Below are 17,339 nucleotides of genomic sequence, written 5' to 3'. Positions count from 1 at the left end.
TCTACGAGGTGAATCTCCACTCCAACCTGCGATCCTGCTCCCGGCCCAGAACAAATCTGCGCTCTTCCTTCCAGGATGGGGTAAAGCTCAGTCCAGCATGGACCCTGCGCGTCTCTATACTAATCTGCTGCTCGGACACTTCCACTAGTTTATATTCGAACGGAGTTTCTACGAACGAACTGCCGCTGACAAAAATGCCCTCTTCTGTACGGGCGAGAGTATTAATATGATTGTGGCCAGACAAAACACCTTTAATATTGGGGTATCGCTGCATTAACTGAAGAATGATGTGCCTAAAATCAGCGGGAACGTCATGAGCGATTTTATCCAGGCCGCTTTGTTCCCGAGGAACGCCGAATATCGGATTGTGAATAGCCAAGAGATGTACGGCTTCCGGATAACTCCGCACTTCTTCCTCCAGCTTCTCCAGTTGATCCTGGAGAAAATACGGAGATTGCGAGTGCTTCCAATAGTATGGCGAGCCTGGCTCCCACTGGTTAGGAACGATGTGGATGACACAGGAAGGATAACGAACCGTATACTGAGGAGAATTCCCCACGAAAAATTCCGGCGCTTCCTTCAGCCAAAGCTCGAGAGCATCGCTACGGTCCAGGTCATGATTGCCGAGCGTCAAGTGAACGGGAACCGAGAACTGAAATAACCGTTTGGCCTCCTGGATGGACGGTCTGTCGCATTGGTGCACCAAATCTCCGCCATGAATAATAAAATCGATCTTTTCCTGCTCTACATCTCTTCTAATGGTTGCTAGCAGTTCTTCAATTTTATCCGGATAAGTCGGCTGCTGGTAGAATCCGATAGATTTGCCCGCGATATGAGTATCGGTAATAAACAAGAATCGTGTCATGAAATATCCCCCGGTACGGTAGTCATAGTCAATATAGATATTATTCGTGAAACAGCTTTAAAATCCTTTAAAAAATAGAAGAAGCGAATGAATGTCTATCATTTCTCGCCGAGAGGACTCCCCCTTCTATAAGTGGCGAGGTGAATCGGCGACTAAGGAACATGGACTTTCACAGGCAGACGGATGTATCGGGGCTTGTATACAAGCCCTCAGGGCTTGATTCATGCCGACGTCAATGGCGCAGCCAATATCATGCCAAAAGTATTCCCAAACGTCTCCGCCAAAGAAGCGAATGGGATAGAGGGGTTGGATGGTCACCAGACCATCAACGTGTCAACTCCACTGGTGTTAAGCCTCCTGGGATAACTCAGGAAGAGACATCAGAAACCTCCACTTCCATCGAAGCGACAGCGTAGATAAGTGGCGGGAGTATTCATGATCTGCGTAAAGGATACTCGCGACTTGAGTCGTGAGAGGAATTTACGCCCTTCTCTTATTAGTCACACCCCTTTACTCCTCCTCTTTTGATGAGATAAGTGATCTTCCACTTATTTCTGAATTCCTGCTTCAAACAGGAACATATGTTTGATATAATGAAGTGTGTAGGATGTAGGGTGAGTAACTTACAGCCTAGCTGAATCTTAACGTGAAGCCAGATGACTCGAGTTGCAGATCACTTTAACCGCCAAAGTGAAGATCTTGCCCACTCCTGAACAAATCGATTCGTTACGACAGACTTTACGGGCTTATCGTCTGGCAAGTGATTACCTGTCCAAGCTTGTATTTGAAGAGAAAATTCCCTCCAGGACGAAGCTGCATCAGTTGATGTATCGAGAGCTGCGCTCTGCCTTTTCCTTACGATCCCAAATGGCCCAATCGGTCATGCGAACGGTGATTGCTCGATACAAGTCATTAGTCGGCAACGGCCACCTCTGGACATTCGTCCGGTTCAAGAAACCGGAGCTCGACCTCGTTTGGCGTCGAGATTACTTGCTTACGCAACGGATGTTTTCCATCAATACCCTGCAGGGTCGCATCAAGGTACCTTATGAATCGAAAGGCATGGACCTCACAAGCCTGCCCCAAATGTGAGCATACAGAGAGAGCCAATCGGGATAAGAAGAGGCACCGCTTCTGTTGTCAGAAGTGCGGGTATCGCTCGAATGATGATCGCATTGGCGCTATGAATCTTCAGCGCATTGGAATCCAGTACATCGCTCAAGTGACTGCATAGGTATACCTATGCAGTCGGGCAGCAGTCAACCTGCCTATGGTAACGCCACCCCAAGGAAGGAGGCTAACCGCCGCACTCACTTCCGGGCAGTTACAAGCTCGTAACTTGAGTCATGAGTTGTTGACTTGGTATGATTCTGGAAAACATGATATGATACGCTTGTAAACAAGTAGGACCACTACATAACGGGAGGGATAAGCCATGAACAATCGTTTGGCAGAATGCACGGAGCTAAGTAATGGAGTGAAGATGCCCTGGCTAGGACTCGGAGTATGGAAGGTTGAAGATGGCCATATGGTAGAGAATGCGGTTCGATCCGCTATCCAGACAGGATACCGGAGTATCGATACCGCCGCTGTTTACGGGAATGAGCAAGGCGTGGGCAGAGCGGTCGCGGAAGCCGGAGTCCCCCGTGAAGAACTATTCATTACGACTAAAGTATGGAATTCCGACCAAGGGTATGAGACGACTCTGCAGGCATTCGAAGAAAGCCGCAGGAAGCTCGGTCTGGATTATGTTGACCTATATTTGATTCATTGGCCGGTCAAAGGCAAGTATAAAGATACCTGGAAGGCTCTCGAGAAGCTGTATAAAGAAGGTTCCGTGCGGGCGATCGGGGTCAGCAATTTTCATCCCCATCATTTGGACGATTTGCTGACGGATGCGGAAATCGTACCGATGGTGAATCAGGTAGAGACACACCCGCTCCTGTCGCAGAAAGAACTGCTGCGTTATTGCAAAGACAAGGGGATTCAGATGGAGGCGTGGAGCCCCCTGATGCAGGGGAATCTGGACCATCCTGTGCTTCAGGAAATCGCCCAGGCTCACGGAAAAAGCCCGGCACAGGTTATACTGCGCTGGGATTTGCAAAACGGAGTCATTGTCATTCCCAAGTCGACGAACGAGCAGCGAATTAAAGAAAATTCCGGCATTTTCGACTTCGAGCTGTCGGCCTCAGATATGGAGAAAATCGATAGCATGAACGAAAATAAACGTTTTGGGGCCGATCCGGATAATTTTAACTTTTGACCCCTAAATGATCATACCGCGAATAATTAGGCGCACATTGGAGCCCGGTATCATGCCGGGCTCTTTTTTTATCCAGAATTTATAAGTTCCGGGGCTCCCCGCAAAGTAATGTATAAACTTCTTTCGAAGCAAAGTCAGGAAGATCGACCGCATTTAGAGGAAGGTTTAGACGCCGACCCTGTTAGGTGCGGACGGAATACGCTTCGAAGGCATACGTCACTTTGTGGGGTATGGGTACCAAAGGTCCGGACCGTATTGACTTTAGCCCGAATTTATTGCTATAGTGTATAAATGCAAAATAGTTCTACTGTGGAACTATTCACTGATTGAACTATATGGGACGAGAAGCGGAAAGGGGGAGAAACCACGCTTGAGTAAGGAACAGAAACTGAGGCTGTGGATTCAACGATATAAATCTGCGCATTTTGTCGTTAACAAGCGAATTAACCTTATCATTCGGGACAATATTGAGGATGGACTGACGATCGAGCAGCACTCCCTGTTATGTTACATTGGCGAGATAAAGCTGTGTACTCCAACGGAACTTGCTGATTTTTTTGGAGTTGGCAAAAGTGCCATCACAGCGATCGTCACCCGACTGGAGGATAAGGGGCTGATTGAACGCGTAAGAGATCATAAGGATCGAAGAGTCGTTTATTTGTCTCTCACCGACAAGGGAGAACAAATCATAGAATCGGCCGAGGACAAAATTGAGAAGCAGATTGGTGCGTACTTGCAGTACTTCAGCGAGGAAGAGATTGAGGCCTTCATCCATAGCTATGAAATGCTGGCCGATCTTATGCAGAAAAGCGGGGAAGGAGGCGAAGGTCAATGAGAGGAATATTAAAAGCCCGGTGGCTTATTCTAATCGTATGGATAGCGGCTGTGGTCTCTTTATTTTTAACGGCGCCCAACATGGCGGATCTTGTCCGGGAGAAGGGCCAGATTACGGTGCCGGACGGCTACTCTTCTTCATTTGCGGAAGACATCCTGCAGGAAGTCAGCAAGCAGGGAGGAGGCAGCGAGATTGGGGATACCGTCCTTGTCTTTCATAATAAGGACGGATTAACGGCTGATAATCTCACAGAGATAGAAGGGGCCATTCAGCTCCTGGAAAGCAAGAAGGAAGAACTCGGCCTTACCTCGGTGACGAGCCATTTCGAGCAGAGTGAGCTGGAAGATCAGCTGGTGGCCGAGGATGGGAAGACGATTATGGCCTTGATCGGAGGCAACTGGGAGGAGCGGTCGGCTGCGGACATCAGTGCTTCATTATACGAAGCGGTTCAGGATGTGCAGGTGGAGCATTACTTTACGAGCAGCCGGTTTATCGATGAGGATGTAATGAGCAGCTCGGAAGAAGGGCTGAAGAGGACCGAATTGATTACGGTCGGCTTTATATTGGCGATTCTGTTCATCGTCTTCCGTTCGGCGGTTGCGCCGCTCGTTCCATTGCTTGCGGTAGGAATAAGCTACCTTGCCGCACAGTCTGTCGTAGCTTTTTTGGTAGACTGGTGGAATTTTCCCCTCTCCAACTTTACGCAAATCTTCATGGTTGCGGTCATGTTTGGAATCGGAACGGACTACTGCATTCTGCTGATCAGCCGGTTCAAAGAAGAGCTGGCCAAGCGGCCTGACGATGTAGGAGCTGCCGTTATCGAGACCTATCGGACGGCGGGGAAAACGGTGTTTTTCTCCGGGTTGGCCGTTATGGTCGGCTTTGCTTCCATCGGATTCTCGACCTTTATCCTGTACCAATCGGCAGCGGCCGTCGCAGTCGGTGTCGGGGTGCTGCTTGTTGCGCTTATTACGCTGGTTCCGTTCTTTATGGCGGTGCTTGGCAGCAAGCTGTTCTGGCCTTCCAAAGGCTCGCTGGAACACAAGCCGAGTCGTTTATGGGAGGCGGCTGGACGGTTTTCACTTAAAAGGCCGATGGTTACGCTATTACTGATCGCCGTCCTGGTCGTTCCGCTGCTGTTAACGTATGACGGGGTGAAATCTTATAATTCGCTGGACGAAATCGGGGATGATTACAACTCGGTCAAAGCTTTCAATATTATTTCCGACAGCTTCGGCCCGGGACAGTCTATGCCAGCCAAAATTGTCCTCAAGCATGATCAACCGATGGATAATTCCGAGTCGCTGGCTGCGATTGAGAGAATCAGCCGGGAAGTGGCAAAGGTGGAAGGCGTAGAATCGATTCGCAGCGCCACCCGGCCGGTCGGTGAGGAAATGAAGGATCTTCTCGTCACCGAGCAGGTCAAGAAACTGGACGAAGGATTAGGCGAAGGCACGGATGGACTGGGGCAAATCCGTGAAGGCCTGGCTACGGCCAGCGCTGAATTAAGCAAGTCCGCCCCTGAGCTTTCCAAAGCCGCATCCGGAGCCGGTGATCTCGTTAAGGGAACCGATCAGATCAAGAGCGGCATGAGCGAGCTGAATCAGGGTCTGAAACAGATCGAGCAGGGAATTCGCCAGGGCTCGTCCGGAGCGGGCGAGTTGAAGCAAGGCTTGGAGCAAGCGAAGCAATCCGCGGAGCAGCTCGCAGCGGGAGGCCAAGAGCTGCTTGCAGGCTATCGTCAATTGGAGAGCGGAATCTCTACTTTCTCCGGTAAATATAAGGAGATCGAGCAGGGCCTTGGCGGAATTGATCAAGCACTAGGAGGAATGGACCGCAACTTCCAGAGTTTAGCGGAGCGTTATCCGGAGCTCAGTCAGGATCAGGATTTCTTAACTATTCAAGGAACCGTATCCCAGCTGCGGCAAAGCGTCAGTCAATTGGCAGGCGGCCTAGGCCAGTTGAATACGGAGTTCGCCAAAGTCGGGGCTTCGTTGGAACAAGCCAACCTGGGTCTGGCTCAATCGGTCGAAGGTCAGACACTGCTGGCCGGCGGATTCGAGCAATTGATCGCGGGAATCGAGCAGCTGCAGATGGGTATGAATCAGGCGGCCGATGGCCAGGGACAGATTGTGGCGAAGGTTCCGGGAGTGATTCAGGGACTGGAGCAAATCTCGGCGGGCCAAAAAGAAATCCAGCAAGGCTTTACTCAGCTGGACGGCCAACTAGCCCAACTGACCGAAGGGTTAGAGCAGAGCGTGGCCGGCCTGTCGGAGCTGACGGGCGGCTTGGAATCGGCTCAGCAATATTTGAACGGCTTGGCGGGAGCGCCGGACGACACTATGGCAGGCTGGCATATCCCGGCCGAAGTGTTGGATAACGAAGATTTCCAACAAGTATTCGACACCTACATGTCTCCGGATCGTAAGGTTACTACCTTGGATGTCGTCTTTACAGGCAATCCTTACAGCACGGATACGATTGCCAAAATTGACGAAATTAACGCAGCCGTGCAGCGAGCGCTCAGCGGCACCGCATTATCCGATGCCTCCTTTGGAATCAGCGGGGTTACCGGAATGTATGCCGACTTGAATGAAATATCGGCTGCGGACTATTCCCGGACCGTCGTATTAATGCTCGTTGGCATAGCGATTATATTGATCTTGTTGTTGAGATCGATCATTATGCCGCTATATTTGATCTTGTCGCTTATTCTTACTTATTTTACGTCCGTAGCGGTGACGGAAATCATCTTCGTCGATATGCTCGGGTACTCGGGAATAAGCTGGCCTGTACCGTTCTTCGCTTTCGTCATATTGGTCGCTCTGGGAGTCGACTACAGCATCTTCCTGATGGATCGCTTTAACGAATACAAGCATTTGCCTGTCGAAGAGGCATTGATCCATTCGATGAAAAATATGGGGACGGTCATTATTTCGGCGGCGGTTATTTTGGGAGGAACCTTTGCAGCGATGCTGCCGTCGGGGGTGCTGTCCTTGCTGCAGATCGCTACGATTGCTATTACCGGACTATTTCTCTATGCGTTTGTCTTTATGCCATTCTTTGTCCCGGTGATGGTCAAAACGTTTGGCTCGGCCAACTGGTGGCCCTTTACCAATAAAGAAAAGGCAGGATCTACAATCGATACTTCCATGTAATTCTAATGGATAAGAAAAAAGAGAGCCGAGTGACTTGCTCGACTCTCCTCTGGAAATCGGCCGTTCCCTTATGGGAACGGTCGATTTCTTTTAAATCCGACAGGGGTTTTCTATATCTGAACCAGGAATAACGATTATCGGCGGAGATGGGACTTCAGGGAACGTCTTTGGCGCAGCTTTATTATGAAAGGATATAAGATGAAGCTCGCCGGGATATAGATGAAATAAGCCAGTAGTAAACTATCGATAAAGGCTTCGGTCTCCTCCGCCCCCGTCTCTATGCCAAACACTATAACTATAAATAAGACAACAGATGATATCACGATGTGCAGAATGGCTTTCCACAGACCCGTTTTCCTCAATAAGTAAATAAACATCGCATAGCCGGCAAGAAGCATCACCAGGCAGATCCACCAATTGTCCACGGCAATCAGTCCGTGGTCGGCCGCTCCGTAGAGCAAGGCCAGACCGATAGCTTGCAGGACGAAGGGCAGCCATAGCGGCAGAGCAGATTGGGCCTTGGCTTCCTCCAGTCTCTCTTCTCTTTGCTCGTAAGCTTGCTTCTTTGCGGTTTCTACCGCCAACTGCTGAAATCGGTAATAAAAAGTGCCGGGGGATTCGTTGGTGCGGCCTGGATCATCGCCACTATCAGAGAAGTCCATGAAAGGCCAGGTCTCTTCCTTTTGCTCTATCGTATTCAGCAGCTGCTCCTCCTTAAGAGCATCCAGGTGGTCGACCGTTATCCGAATCGGAATGGAATGCTTGCGCAGCTGTTCCAGCCACAGATCAATGCTATCCTCATCCTTAAAATAAACCCGTGCCAGCTTCCTTGCCCCCTCTTCACTATAAACGAAGAACAGGACGGGGAAGATGTGAGCATAAGGCTGCTTTTCAAAAAAACCAGATTGCTTATATGCATAATGATACTTGGCAATAAACTTGGAAGCTACTGCGGCTTCGACCTTAGAGAAGGCAACAAACGCGCTATGCTTCGTTCTCGATTCCACCTCATATTGCTCATAATCAAAGCCGTGTTCCAACAGCCGGTAACGGTCCAGATGACAGTTCTCCCATATTCTCTTGCGGCCGTCCTTCCATGCTACTTTAATAAAATAGAAGCCCAGAGGAAGACCGATGATTAAACAAACGGTGGCCCAGATGGCGCTAAACTTATATAGATAAAAGGGAAAAACAATAAGTCCGATCCCAAGCACAAGCAGAACGAATAGAGCCTGGAAGGTAAGAATCCAATAAAAAGGCTGCATCTTCACTTCCTGACGCTCATAGAGAACCGTTGTGTCCATGTCTAACCTGATCAATTGCTGTCACCTCTTCCCGGGGCATGCCCATATTACCGGATTACTTAATCTTTCCCCAGCGGTACCGGTATTTTTCTGCTTTTTCTTCCGTTATTATGCGATCCAGCTTTCTTTTTTCACCGGGCTTCAAATCGGTTACCTCGATTTTTTTATTCATGATTGAATCGCCGTTTTCATTGTATAGCATTAGAGTAAGCTCCCCTGATACGAGCTGCTTGTCGCTGTAATTGCCCACGAATATGTGATTAATGTGATCGTCATTATCATTTTCCCGGCTGAGGGCCACTACGTATTTATCAGAAGAGGTTAATTTGGATTTCTGCTGCTGCACGACTTCGTATTGTTTATCCAGTATTTCATTCATATGTTGGTCCACAGCGTAATTGTCATATGTAATGACTCCGTTATAGAAGACGATGACCAAATATAAGAACAGAAATGCCCGGATAGAGCTGGAAACGATCGTTTTCCGGTCGTACTTTCCTAGCAGAAGCGAGAAAACCGCCACAGCGGTCAGAATAATAGCGATGGAAGCCCAGGGCGTAAAGAAAATAGATAAAAAATCCAAGAAAGTCACCTCCTGCTCACCTTGGTCAGTCCTATGGATCAAACAATAATATCAGCGCAAATAAGAAGACATATCGGGGGAATCTGGGTAGAATATTCGCCTTCTCCTTTATAATCATACGGGGATAAAAAAGATTTGTTTCGTTTTTTTCAGCGTACCGGGCATGGTGGAACCAGGAATCAAGCCAAAATATCGAAAGAAAGCAACCATTTCCCGAAGAAAACAGATGGGAAACTTTCCCGATAAAAGGTATAGTAGGATTAGATGGAAGGATAAACATTAATGGGATAGGCGGTGGAAACCATCGATTTCACACAAATAAGAAGGTTAGCCGACGGGATCAAGGATAACGTTCATCAAGTGATTGTCGGTAAGGAAGACGTGGTCGATTTGCTGTTGGTCGCTTTAATTTCTTCGGGTCATGTTCTGCTGGAGGATGTTCCGGGAACCGGGAAAACGCTTCTGGCGAAGGCGATGGCCAAATCATTGGGATGCTCGTTTAAACGGATTCAGTTCACCCCCGATCTGCTTCCCTCGGACTTGAGCGGGATTAATTATTATAATCAGAAATCGGGTGATTTCGAGTTCAGGGAAGGCCCCATTTTCTCGCAAATCGTGCTGGCGGACGAAATCAATCGCGCCACCCCGCGGACACAATCCAGCCTGCTGGAATGTATGGAGGAGCGGCAAATTACCGTAGACGGCGATACGCGCCGGCTGGAGCGGCCTTTTCTTGTTCTGGCTACGCAGAATCCGATAGAGAATCAAGGCACCTTTCCACTGCCGGAGGCACAATTGGACCGTTTCCTCATAAAGATCCAGATGGGCTATCCGACATCGGAAGAAGCGGTGCATATCCTGAGACGGTTCAAGGAATCGAATCCGCTGGAGCGGCTGGAGCCCGTCGCTGCAGCCAAGGATATCATAGAGGCGCAGGATCAGTATGCTCACGTCACGGTGAGCGATGACATGCTCCGCTACATGATAGCTATCGTGGAGAGAACAAGATCGCACAGCGAGGTAGCGATGGGAGTCAGCCCCCGGGGCAGTCAATCGTTATTGAAAGCGGTTCAAGTCTATGCGATCCTTCAAGGAAGGGATTATGCGACACCGGATGATGTCAAAGCGATGGCGAAACCCGTACTGGCCCACCGAATATTATTGAAGAATGCAATGAGACACAGGGAAAACCTGAGCGAGCAAATTATCGATAAAATATTGAGTGAGATCGAAGTCCCCTCCGAAGAGCAATTGCTCGAGAGGTGAGCTATGGGGATTCATTGGATTCTATTTGTAAGCTTTATCGTCGTTCTGGCCCAGAGTCTGATCTATAAACGGCTGGCTCTCAAGAACTTGTCTGTACACCGCAGCTTTAGTAAATCTGCCGTCTTCGAAGGAGAAGATGTGCAGATGGTGGAGAGGATCGCCAACCGGAAGCTTCTTCCTGTTCCTTGGCTGAAGCTGGAGTCACTGATTCATGCCAACCTGCAATTCCAGAAGCAGTTCAACCTTAACATAAGCGGAGGGCAGATGTTTCAGAACCATTCCAGCTTGTTCAGCTTAATGCCGTACACTCAGATCACTCGCCGCCATCACATCCGCTGCCTCAAGAGAGGGGCGTACTCTGTTAATTCGGCTACGATCACTTGCGGAGATGTGCTGGGAATGCAGTCGGTATTCAAGACTCTGCCGTTACAGGCCGAGCTGCTTGTCTATCCCAGAGCTGTACCGATGGACGAAATTCCGCTTCCTTATCGAAGCTGGCAAGGAGAATTACTTGTTCGCCGCTGGATGATGGAGGATCCTTTTATGATCAACGGAGTTCGCGAGTATCGTTATGGGGATTCGATGAAGGACGTCAACTGGAAAGCTACGGCCCGCACCGGCAAGCTTCAGGTCCATAACCGGGGGTATACGGCGGATCACCGAATGATGGTCTGCGTCAATTTTGAAGTGTCCGAGGAGATGTGGAATGCCGTCACTGACCCTGAGCTGATCGAGAAGGGGATAGCGTATGCGGCGACCCTGACCGAAGACGGGATTCGTCAAGGCATGGAGGTCGGATTTGGCTGTAACGGATATACGGTGGACGATCCGCAGCATCCGGTCCGGATTGAACCGCTTAGTGGACAGGGGCAGATGACACTCCTTTATGAGACAATGGCGAAGCTTGTCATTGAATGCAACTGCGAAATGTCCGCGTTCCTGGAAGCCGAGGTGCGAAGTGGACAGCAGAATACGGTGTACCTTCTGATAACTTCCTATGTGAGCGGTAAGATCCAGGAGAAGATCCACCGGCTAGAGAGCAACGGCAATAGGGTAGAGATTGTTCCTCTTGCTCATGGAGAGGAGGGGAAGCAGGCCAGTGCGTAAATTGATCGATTCGCTGACCGGCTGGATGCATGGTTGGGTCGAACTTATTTTATATATGCCATTTGTCATTTTGCCGGGTATATTTCTTCCGCTGGACGGCCGGCTCCCGTTATGGCTCTTTCTGCTGACATTGTTCTATCTGCTGGGGACGACTGCGGTAGTGCTCCTTCGTCTGACGAGAAGAATATGGAGGTTGTTATATGCTGTTCTTACAACCGGACTGCTCTCCGTAGGGATGTTCGGCAACGGGCTGGCGGGTTGGGTCACTTGGGTGATCGGTTTAATCCTGTTCTATAGAGGAGCCCATATGGCGAACCGGAAGGCGGTGCATATTTATCCAGAAATGTTCTACTGGCTGGGACCGCTCGCTTATTTTGTGACCTCGATTTTTTATCTGAAAATCGAAGCGCTCAGCCCTTACGTTCCTCTTATGTTTTGGTTGGGAATAGCCGCTCTGCTGATCTGTATATTTATGTCCAACCGGGTTCATCTTCAATGGACGGCGCTTTCCCGCAACAAGAATCAACAGGAGGGAGAAGAGCAGAAGCTGGGATCAGGCATCGAATGGCACAATCGCCTTGTGCTCCTTATGCTGTTAGCTATCATTGCTTTGGGCAGCTTGTGGAAACAATTGAAGGATGGAATCGCTTGGCTGTATGAGCAGTTGGTCGCTTGGCTTAATGCTCTTTTTGCGTCTGAAGCGGCAGAGGAACCGATAGATAACGGACCTCCGCCCCCTCCGGACATGTCCATGCCCCCCGGGCTGGATAGAGGGGAGCCCTCCGCTCTGTTCTTGTGGCTGGAGAAGGCGGCGAAGTTTGTTTTCTTTATCATTATGCTGATAGCCTTCTTCGCGCTGCTTTATTGGCTGGCCAGGAAATCAGTCATGCTGGTTCGCTGGCTGAATCGGTGGTTAAAGGAAAGGATGGGGATGAGGAATCTGGATTCCTCCGAAAATACGGGTTATACCGATGAGGAGGAAAATCTGGAGGGCGGCTTGAAGCATTGGCGCAGACGCTCCGCGGATCGGCTTCAGGATTGGCTCCGGAGGCTGACTGAGCGGGAAGTCAAATGGGAGGCACTGCCGAATAACCGGGAGAAAGCGAGATATTTGTATCGGCATTATGTACTGAAGCAAATATCAGAGGGTTATTCCTTCAAGCCGTCCAACACGCCTAAAGAAACCGGCCGCGAGCTGGACGCTCCGCCAGCCTCCGAAGGAAATACCGTCCAGGAACTGGTCGAGGCTTATGAGAAAGCGAGGTATGGGGAGCGAGATCCGGAAGCGGAGCCACTCAGCCGGATCAGACAAAGGCTAAGGATCAAATGAACGGAAACAAGTGAAAAAGGGCGAATTCTCTCTATCTATCATCCAATCTATTTGAATCGAATCGCATAAGTTAGTATTAAGAGAATCTCCTCTCTCGATGCCAACTTCATCTACAAGAAAAGCCGGGCCTGCTGCGGGTTCGGCTTTTCTTATGTTCTTATCTTTTTATGATGATAAAGGGGGGCGGGTTTTATCAATTGCTTCAGGTCAACCGGAGATCGGGTCGTAAAAAGGCCAATTGTTTATGAAAGCGAGTGAATTTATGGAACATTTGGAGGAATTGGGGTTCAGGTAACCGTTGGCTCAGAATGCGTTTTCAGATGCGGTCTAGTATAATATAGGAAAACCGCCAATTTACAGAAGTGAAGGTGAATGAAATTAATGGAGAGTTAGCGCGTTCCAAGCCGGAATCAGATAAACGGAAAACCCCTCCGGGCACAAATCCTGAGCATAACCCGTTTACTGAAGTTGATATCGATGATCCTAAAGCAGTCAGGAAGCGAATTCTTCAATTAGCCGGTCCGTCCCTTGTAGAGATGCTTCTGCTTAACCTGGTGCAAATGCTGAACATGATAATGGTAGGGCGGGTAGGAGCGGAAGCCGTAGCTGCGGTTGGGCTGACCAACCAGCCTTTTTTTCTGTTGTTGGCCATATTCATGACCTTGAACGTCGGAACGACGGTCATCGTCGCCCGGTCGATAGGCTCCGGTGAGGTCGAGGAGGCCAACCGCGCCGCTGGCCAGGCTTTTTTATTGAACATTGTTATTTCGGTCATTGTTATTTTGTTTAGTTTCCTATACGCAGAAGAAATGCTTGTTCTGATGGGAGCTTCCCCGGAGGTTCTTGTAGAAGGGGTCGCGTATGCGAAGATTATTTTTCTGTCGATAGGGTTTACCACGGTCTCCATGAGCCTCTCCGCGATATTAAGGGGAGCAGGCAATACCAAGACTCCCATGAAAATTAACGTTCTGTCTAACGCACTTGTAGTGATCATCGGCTTCCCACTAATCTACGGGCTGTTTGGCTTCCCGCGGCTCGGGGTGGTAGGAGCGGCGGTTTCTACGATGATAGCCAACTTTACCGCTATGACCTGGGTCGTGTATGTTCTGTTCAGCGGCCAATCGACTGTCCGGCTAACGTTAAAATCGATCTTCCGCTTCGATTCCGAGCTGATTCGCAGAATATTAAAGATCGGGCTGCCTGCGGCCGGGGAACAATTCGCCATGCGCGGGGGCCAGTTGATCTTCAGCAAGGTCGTTGCGGGATTAGGGACGCTGACCTTTGCCGCCAATCAAATTGCCTTCAGCATTCTGGGACTGACGTTCATGCCGGGGATGGCCTTCTCCCTGGTGGCGACGACTATGGTGGGCCAATCGCTTGGAGCCGGCAAGCCGGAGCTGGCTGAGAAATTCGGCTGGGAGATTCGCAAGCTGGGTGTCATTGTAGCGGCTTCGTTGGGCGTCGGGTTTATTCTGTTTGCCCCTTATATTATGATGCCGTATACGAATGACCCGGAGATTATTAGACAAGGCAGCATAGCACTTAGAGTGGTCGGGTTCGTTCAGGTATCCCAAGCGACCCAGTTTATTTTGGCAGGTGCCCTCCGGGGAGCCGGCGATACGAAGTTCCCGCTTTATTCTACTTTTATCGGAGTCTGGGGATTTCGGGTCATTCTTAGCTTGATTTTTGTTCTGTGGTTCGAATGGGGGATTCTGGGGGCGTGGCTGGGAATTGCAGCAGATCAAATCATCCGCTCGTTCCTCATTTATCGCCGTTACAAAAGCGGCAAATGGAAATCGATAAGTATGTAGCTTTCACGGCAAGCCTCAATATATTTCTATGTAGAAAGCTATTCTTGTGGTAAGCTACCCCCTCTAGCTGGAAGTAAAAAGAAGTTTGGTTTCGTGGAATATGCCTTGAAACGTATGGCTCGCAGTTACGTAAAATATAATAAATTTATAAACAAGCTGCGAGGAGGCAATAACAATGAGCAGAGATACCGCGCGTTTACTGGGCGCGATTCAGTTAATCCTGGAGGTCGCCATCATCATCGGGTTTGTACTGGCCCTGGTTCCGTTTCTTTATCTATGGTCATCGGGCTGGGTAATCCCGTTAGTGATTATCAGCTTCATCTTTTCTTTATTTCTGAAGAACGATACCGTGTTTTCTACGGGGCTCAATATTATTATGGCGATCCTTAGCTTCATTCCCATCGTAGGTTATGTTCCTCGTATCATCGCGATTCTAATCTCGTTATACAATATCTCCAAGATCAGACGGGCTATGTGATCGAGCATGAGCAGGATGAGAGGGCCAGTCATCCGACGCGGGAAAGGCAATAGCCAAAATGCAACGCGTAGTAATGTAGGGTAGATACCGCAATGCTGGAGATGCAATGCTGGAGATGCAATGCGGGATTATGCAACACCGGGGGATAAGCAACTCAGCAGCCTGATGCGGGACGAGATTCGGGTCCATTACGGAGCCAACTAGACTGTCGACAAAATTACTTTTGTCGGCAGTTTTTTTTTCGACGCGGCCTTCATTTGGAAATAGATTTCCAATCCAATCGAAACCAAATTATTGGTAGAAGAGTATAAATCTACAAATAAGGAAGGGTGTGTTTGCGCGTGAAGAAGCTTTTAACCGGGCTGCTGTGCGGCATTGTATTGATGGTCGCTACCGCTGCGGTGTCCTCGGATACGATCCAGGCCACGTTGTTTCCCAGTAAAGTAACAATTCACAATGGCGATCAGGAGATAAGTGTCGACGGAAATGAAATGATTAACTACAACAATAAAGCCTATATTCCTCTTCGCACATTTTCTGAGGCGATGGGTGCTACTGTAAACTATCAGTATCCGTCGGAAAGCACGGATGGATTGCATAAAATCGGTATTTATCAAGAGCCTTCGCTCCAATGGAAGTTGGAACGAAGGGAGTTTCAGCGCTGTGAGGGGTACCCGTTTTATATTGTTCCGGGTAGCTTTACCCCCACAAATCCATATAAATTTTCATTCTACCTGTACAATTTCATGGATGAAGATATCCTGATGAGTCCCGTTGACCTGGTTTTTGAAGTATACAGTACAAAAGCCGATACGGGAGAAATGGACACTCTGGTCTACAGCCAGCCTCTGTCAACTTTTGAGGGGTTAGTTCCCAGCCAATACGGATATCGCTTTGAGATACCATGGGATCGAAAAGGAATGGATGGTGAAGTCCTGCCGACTGGTGATTATTTTATTAAACTAAAACGTCCGTTTGAAGTAACTTATTCAGTTGTAGGTAGTGACGAGCTGAAAACCCAAGGGATCTATCGTGGGATGGGCTGTAATCTGGAATATTACAGGACATCCTTGGAATAAGAGCGGGTTAATTGATCAAATCCATCCCCTGACGTTTTTTGAAGGCAGCGGGCACATTGTAAACTAACAGTGTCCATCGCAACATGCGGGATCTAAATGGATTTCATGCAGCTAGTTTGCTCCGTTTGAGGTCAAAAACGAAATCTAAGTGGAAAACCTCCATCTGTTTTGGGCCAAAAGAGGGATATCTGCAAAAAAACTCCATTTTAAATGTAGTTTTTCCATCTAGTCTAGTCCATTCGCTCCTTTTGCTTCAATTTACCTACATAAAATACAGTTAGACACTACCCTTTATCCTTCTCCAGCGAAAAAATAAGAGACCTGATCTTTCCAGTCATTGCAAGGTTTCAAGTTGATCTTCACCTTTGCGAAAGGTGACTAATTAAGGCTACAAACTAATCAAAATTGTTCGTTCGGCCTCATAAAAGATACGGGCGGTTGCTTATCGGTTAGCTCCGATAAAGCAACCGTTGTCGAAAACCAATAGCGAACTTTTCCATAACTTTTCTATCGCTGACGAATGTAATCATCAACTAATGCTGCCTACTGCAGCTAAGCGATTCATGAGAAGGTGAGTATAATCTATATGAAGAGGTTATTTCGTTTCCATCCCTTCGATGTTTTCCGCTCACCGGAAGCTCTGCAGCGGAACGAACAGTTCGTTCATCCGGGAGTCGTCCTTGGCGCTCTCCTCGTAGATTTCCAGCATCAGGGTGCCATTCCCCGGAAGCTTGCTCTGGGGCAGCGCTATCTCTATCGTAAATGGGGCCCACTCGGGGGCTCCGGCCTCCAACTGAAGGTGATCCGTCAACAGGTAATCATGACCGTCACTGATCGCATACTGAAAGACTCCTTCAAACACTCTGGCTTCTCCTGTAATGGTGTAGCTTCCGTTATCCCCATCGATTTCATGAATAACAAACGCTTGATTCGATTGCTCTCCCCGAACTTCAACCCGCTTCAGCTCTTCATTCCAACGGACCTTTGCTTGAAGGCCCTCCGCCAACTCCTTCAAAAGAATGTAAGTCGTCCCATCGTAATTCAGAATCGGCCATTCTTCATTGCTGTAATTGGCTCCGTTCATCAGGACGGGATAAGTGGCTTCAACCAGTTTGTACTCTTTAACCATCTGGGCAAAAACAGTCGTCGACAACGTTAAGGAGCAGCCTATGACTATACCGGCAAATAGTTTCTTCAAAATTTTTCCACCTTTCTCCTCTTTTGTTTCAGTGTGCCATGCCCTATTCTAGAAATCAATGT

15 protein-coding genes and 1 pseudogene are annotated in these 17,339 nt (G+C 48.8%); 12 read left to right on the top strand and 4 right to left on the bottom strand.

Annotation, left to right across the window (positions count from 1 at the left end; all coding sequences use genetic code 11):
* Position 1 precedes the first annotated feature (1 nt).
* Positions 2-865, bottom strand: coding sequence for a metallophosphoesterase family protein (locus KJS69_RS24455; protein WP_213586425.1), 864 nt, complete (start codon positions 863-865; stop codon positions 2-4).
* Between the two features lie 165 nt (positions 866-1,030).
* Between KJS69_RS24455 and KJS69_RS29830 the strand changes: the two are divergent.
* The 6 genes and pseudogenes from KJS69_RS29830 to KJS69_RS24435 form a co-directional block, all read left to right on the top strand.
* Positions 1,031-1,231, top strand: a pseudogene (locus KJS69_RS29830) (RNA-guided endonuclease InsQ/TnpB family protein); the annotation flags it as partial.
* A 300-nt stretch (positions 1,232-1,531) separates the two neighbouring features.
* Positions 1,532-1,957 carry a hypothetical protein gene (locus tag KJS69_RS24450; protein WP_374706720.1) on the top strand — a complete coding sequence of 142 codons (426 nt, stop codon included), beginning with the start codon at positions 1,532-1,534 and terminating at the stop codon, positions 1,955-1,957.
* On the top strand, positions 1,914-2,099 hold the full coding sequence (locus KJS69_RS30350) for a zinc ribbon domain-containing protein (RefSeq protein WP_374706718.1): 186 nt from the start codon (positions 1,914-1,916) through the stop codon (positions 2,097-2,099). The genes KJS69_RS24450 and KJS69_RS30350 overlap by 44 nt, the downstream gene beginning before the upstream one ends.
* Before the next feature lie 201 nt (positions 2,100-2,300).
* Positions 2,301-3,128 (top strand): aldo/keto reductase, encoded by an 828-nt coding sequence (locus tag KJS69_RS24445; RefSeq protein WP_213586424.1) that lies wholly within the window; start codon positions 2,301-2,303, stop codon positions 3,126-3,128.
* Positions 3,129-3,498: 370 nt separating this feature from the next.
* Positions 3,499-3,963 carry a MarR family transcriptional regulator gene (locus tag KJS69_RS24440; protein WP_213586423.1) on the top strand — a complete coding sequence of 155 codons (465 nt, stop codon included), beginning with the start codon at positions 3,499-3,501 and terminating at the stop codon, positions 3,961-3,963.
* On the top strand, positions 3,960-7,121 hold the full coding sequence (locus tag KJS69_RS24435; RefSeq protein WP_213586422.1) for an MMPL family transporter: 3,162 nt from the start codon (positions 3,960-3,962) through the stop codon (positions 7,119-7,121). Before KJS69_RS24440 ends, KJS69_RS24435 begins: the two co-directional genes overlap by 4 nt.
* 134 nt (positions 7,122-7,255) lie before the next feature.
* On the opposite strand, the gene KJS69_RS24430 is transcribed toward KJS69_RS24435, so the two are convergent.
* Both KJS69_RS24430 and KJS69_RS24425 read right to left on the bottom strand, forming a co-directional pair.
* On the bottom strand, positions 7,256-8,440 hold the full coding sequence (locus KJS69_RS24430; RefSeq protein ID WP_213586421.1) for a hypothetical protein: 1,185 nt from the start codon (positions 8,438-8,440) through the stop codon (positions 7,256-7,258).
* 40 nt (positions 8,441-8,480) lie between these two features.
* A complete protein-coding gene (locus tag KJS69_RS24425; protein ID WP_213586420.1) occupies positions 8,481-9,008 on the bottom strand; it encodes an FxLYD domain-containing protein in 528 nt (175 codons plus the stop codon).
* Positions 9,009-9,311: 303 nt separating this feature from the next.
* On the opposite strand from KJS69_RS24425, the gene KJS69_RS24420 reads away from it, so the two are divergent.
* From KJS69_RS24420 to KJS69_RS24395, 6 genes are all read left to right on the top strand, one after another.
* Positions 9,312-10,274: an AAA family ATPase gene (locus KJS69_RS24420; RefSeq protein ID WP_213586491.1), complete on the top strand. Its 963-nt coding sequence runs from the start codon at positions 9,312-9,314 to the stop codon at positions 10,272-10,274.
* 3 nt (positions 10,275-10,277) lie between these two features.
* Positions 10,278-11,381, top strand: a complete 1,104-nt coding sequence (locus KJS69_RS24415; RefSeq protein WP_213586419.1) for a DUF58 domain-containing protein — start codon at positions 10,278-10,280, stop codon at positions 11,379-11,381.
* The gene (locus KJS69_RS24410) at positions 11,374-12,711 is read left to right on the top strand and encodes a DUF4129 domain-containing protein (RefSeq protein WP_213586418.1); all 1,338 of its coding nucleotides are present in this window, start codon (positions 11,374-11,376) and stop codon (positions 12,709-12,711) included. Before KJS69_RS24415 ends, KJS69_RS24410 begins: the two co-directional genes overlap by 8 nt.
* Positions 12,712-13,079: 368 nt before the next feature.
* Complete coding sequence (locus KJS69_RS24405) at positions 13,080-14,522, top strand: MATE family efflux transporter (protein ID WP_213586417.1); 1,443 nt, start codon at positions 13,080-13,082, stop codon at positions 14,520-14,522.
* Positions 14,523-14,697: 175 nt separating this feature from the next.
* Complete coding sequence (locus KJS69_RS24400) at positions 14,698-15,000, top strand: hypothetical protein (protein WP_213586416.1); 303 nt, start codon at positions 14,698-14,700, stop codon at positions 14,998-15,000.
* A 341-nt stretch (positions 15,001-15,341) separates the two neighbouring features.
* The gene (locus KJS69_RS24395; RefSeq protein WP_213586415.1) at positions 15,342-16,079 is read left to right on the top strand and encodes a stalk domain-containing protein; all 738 of its coding nucleotides are present in this window, start codon (positions 15,342-15,344) and stop codon (positions 16,077-16,079) included.
* A 628-nt stretch (positions 16,080-16,707) separates the two neighbouring features.
* Here KJS69_RS24395 and KJS69_RS24390 read toward each other — a convergent pair.
* On the bottom strand, positions 16,708-17,277 hold the full coding sequence (locus tag KJS69_RS24390; protein ID WP_213586414.1) for a Gmad2 immunoglobulin-like domain-containing protein: 570 nt from the start codon (positions 17,275-17,277) through the stop codon (positions 16,708-16,710).
* Between the last annotated feature and the right edge of the window lie 62 nt (positions 17,278-17,339).

It is taken from the genome of Paenibacillus sp. J2TS4, from assembly GCF_018403245.1.
Lineage (GTDB): Bacteria > Bacillota > Bacilli > Paenibacillales > NBRC-103111 > Paenibacillus_L.
Note: the sequence above shows the minus strand (reverse complement) of the source record. Positions and strands in the feature narration are given on the sequence as shown.

Excerpts from the sequence above, each read along its gene's own strand:
- KJS69_RS24455 (WP_213586425.1), bottom strand. The coding sequence starts at position 865 with ATGACACGATTCTTGTTTATTACCGATACTCATATCGCGGGCAAATCT.
- KJS69_RS30350 (WP_374706718.1), top strand. The coding sequence starts at position 1,914 with ATGAATCGAAAGGCATGGACCTCACAAGCCTGCCCCAAATGTGAGCAT.
- KJS69_RS24445 (WP_213586424.1), top strand. The coding sequence starts at position 2,301 with ATGAACAATCGTTTGGCAGAATGCACGGAGCTAAGTAATGGAGTGAAG.
- KJS69_RS24435 (WP_213586422.1), top strand. The coding sequence starts at position 3,960 with ATGAGAGGAATATTAAAAGCCCGGTGGCTTATTCTAATCGTATGGATA.
- KJS69_RS24415 (WP_213586419.1), top strand. The coding sequence starts at position 10,278 with ATGGGGATTCATTGGATTCTATTTGTAAGCTTTATCGTCGTTCTGGCC.
- KJS69_RS24400 (WP_213586416.1), top strand. The coding sequence starts at position 14,698 with ATGAGCAGAGATACCGCGCGTTTACTGGGCGCGATTCAGTTAATCCTG.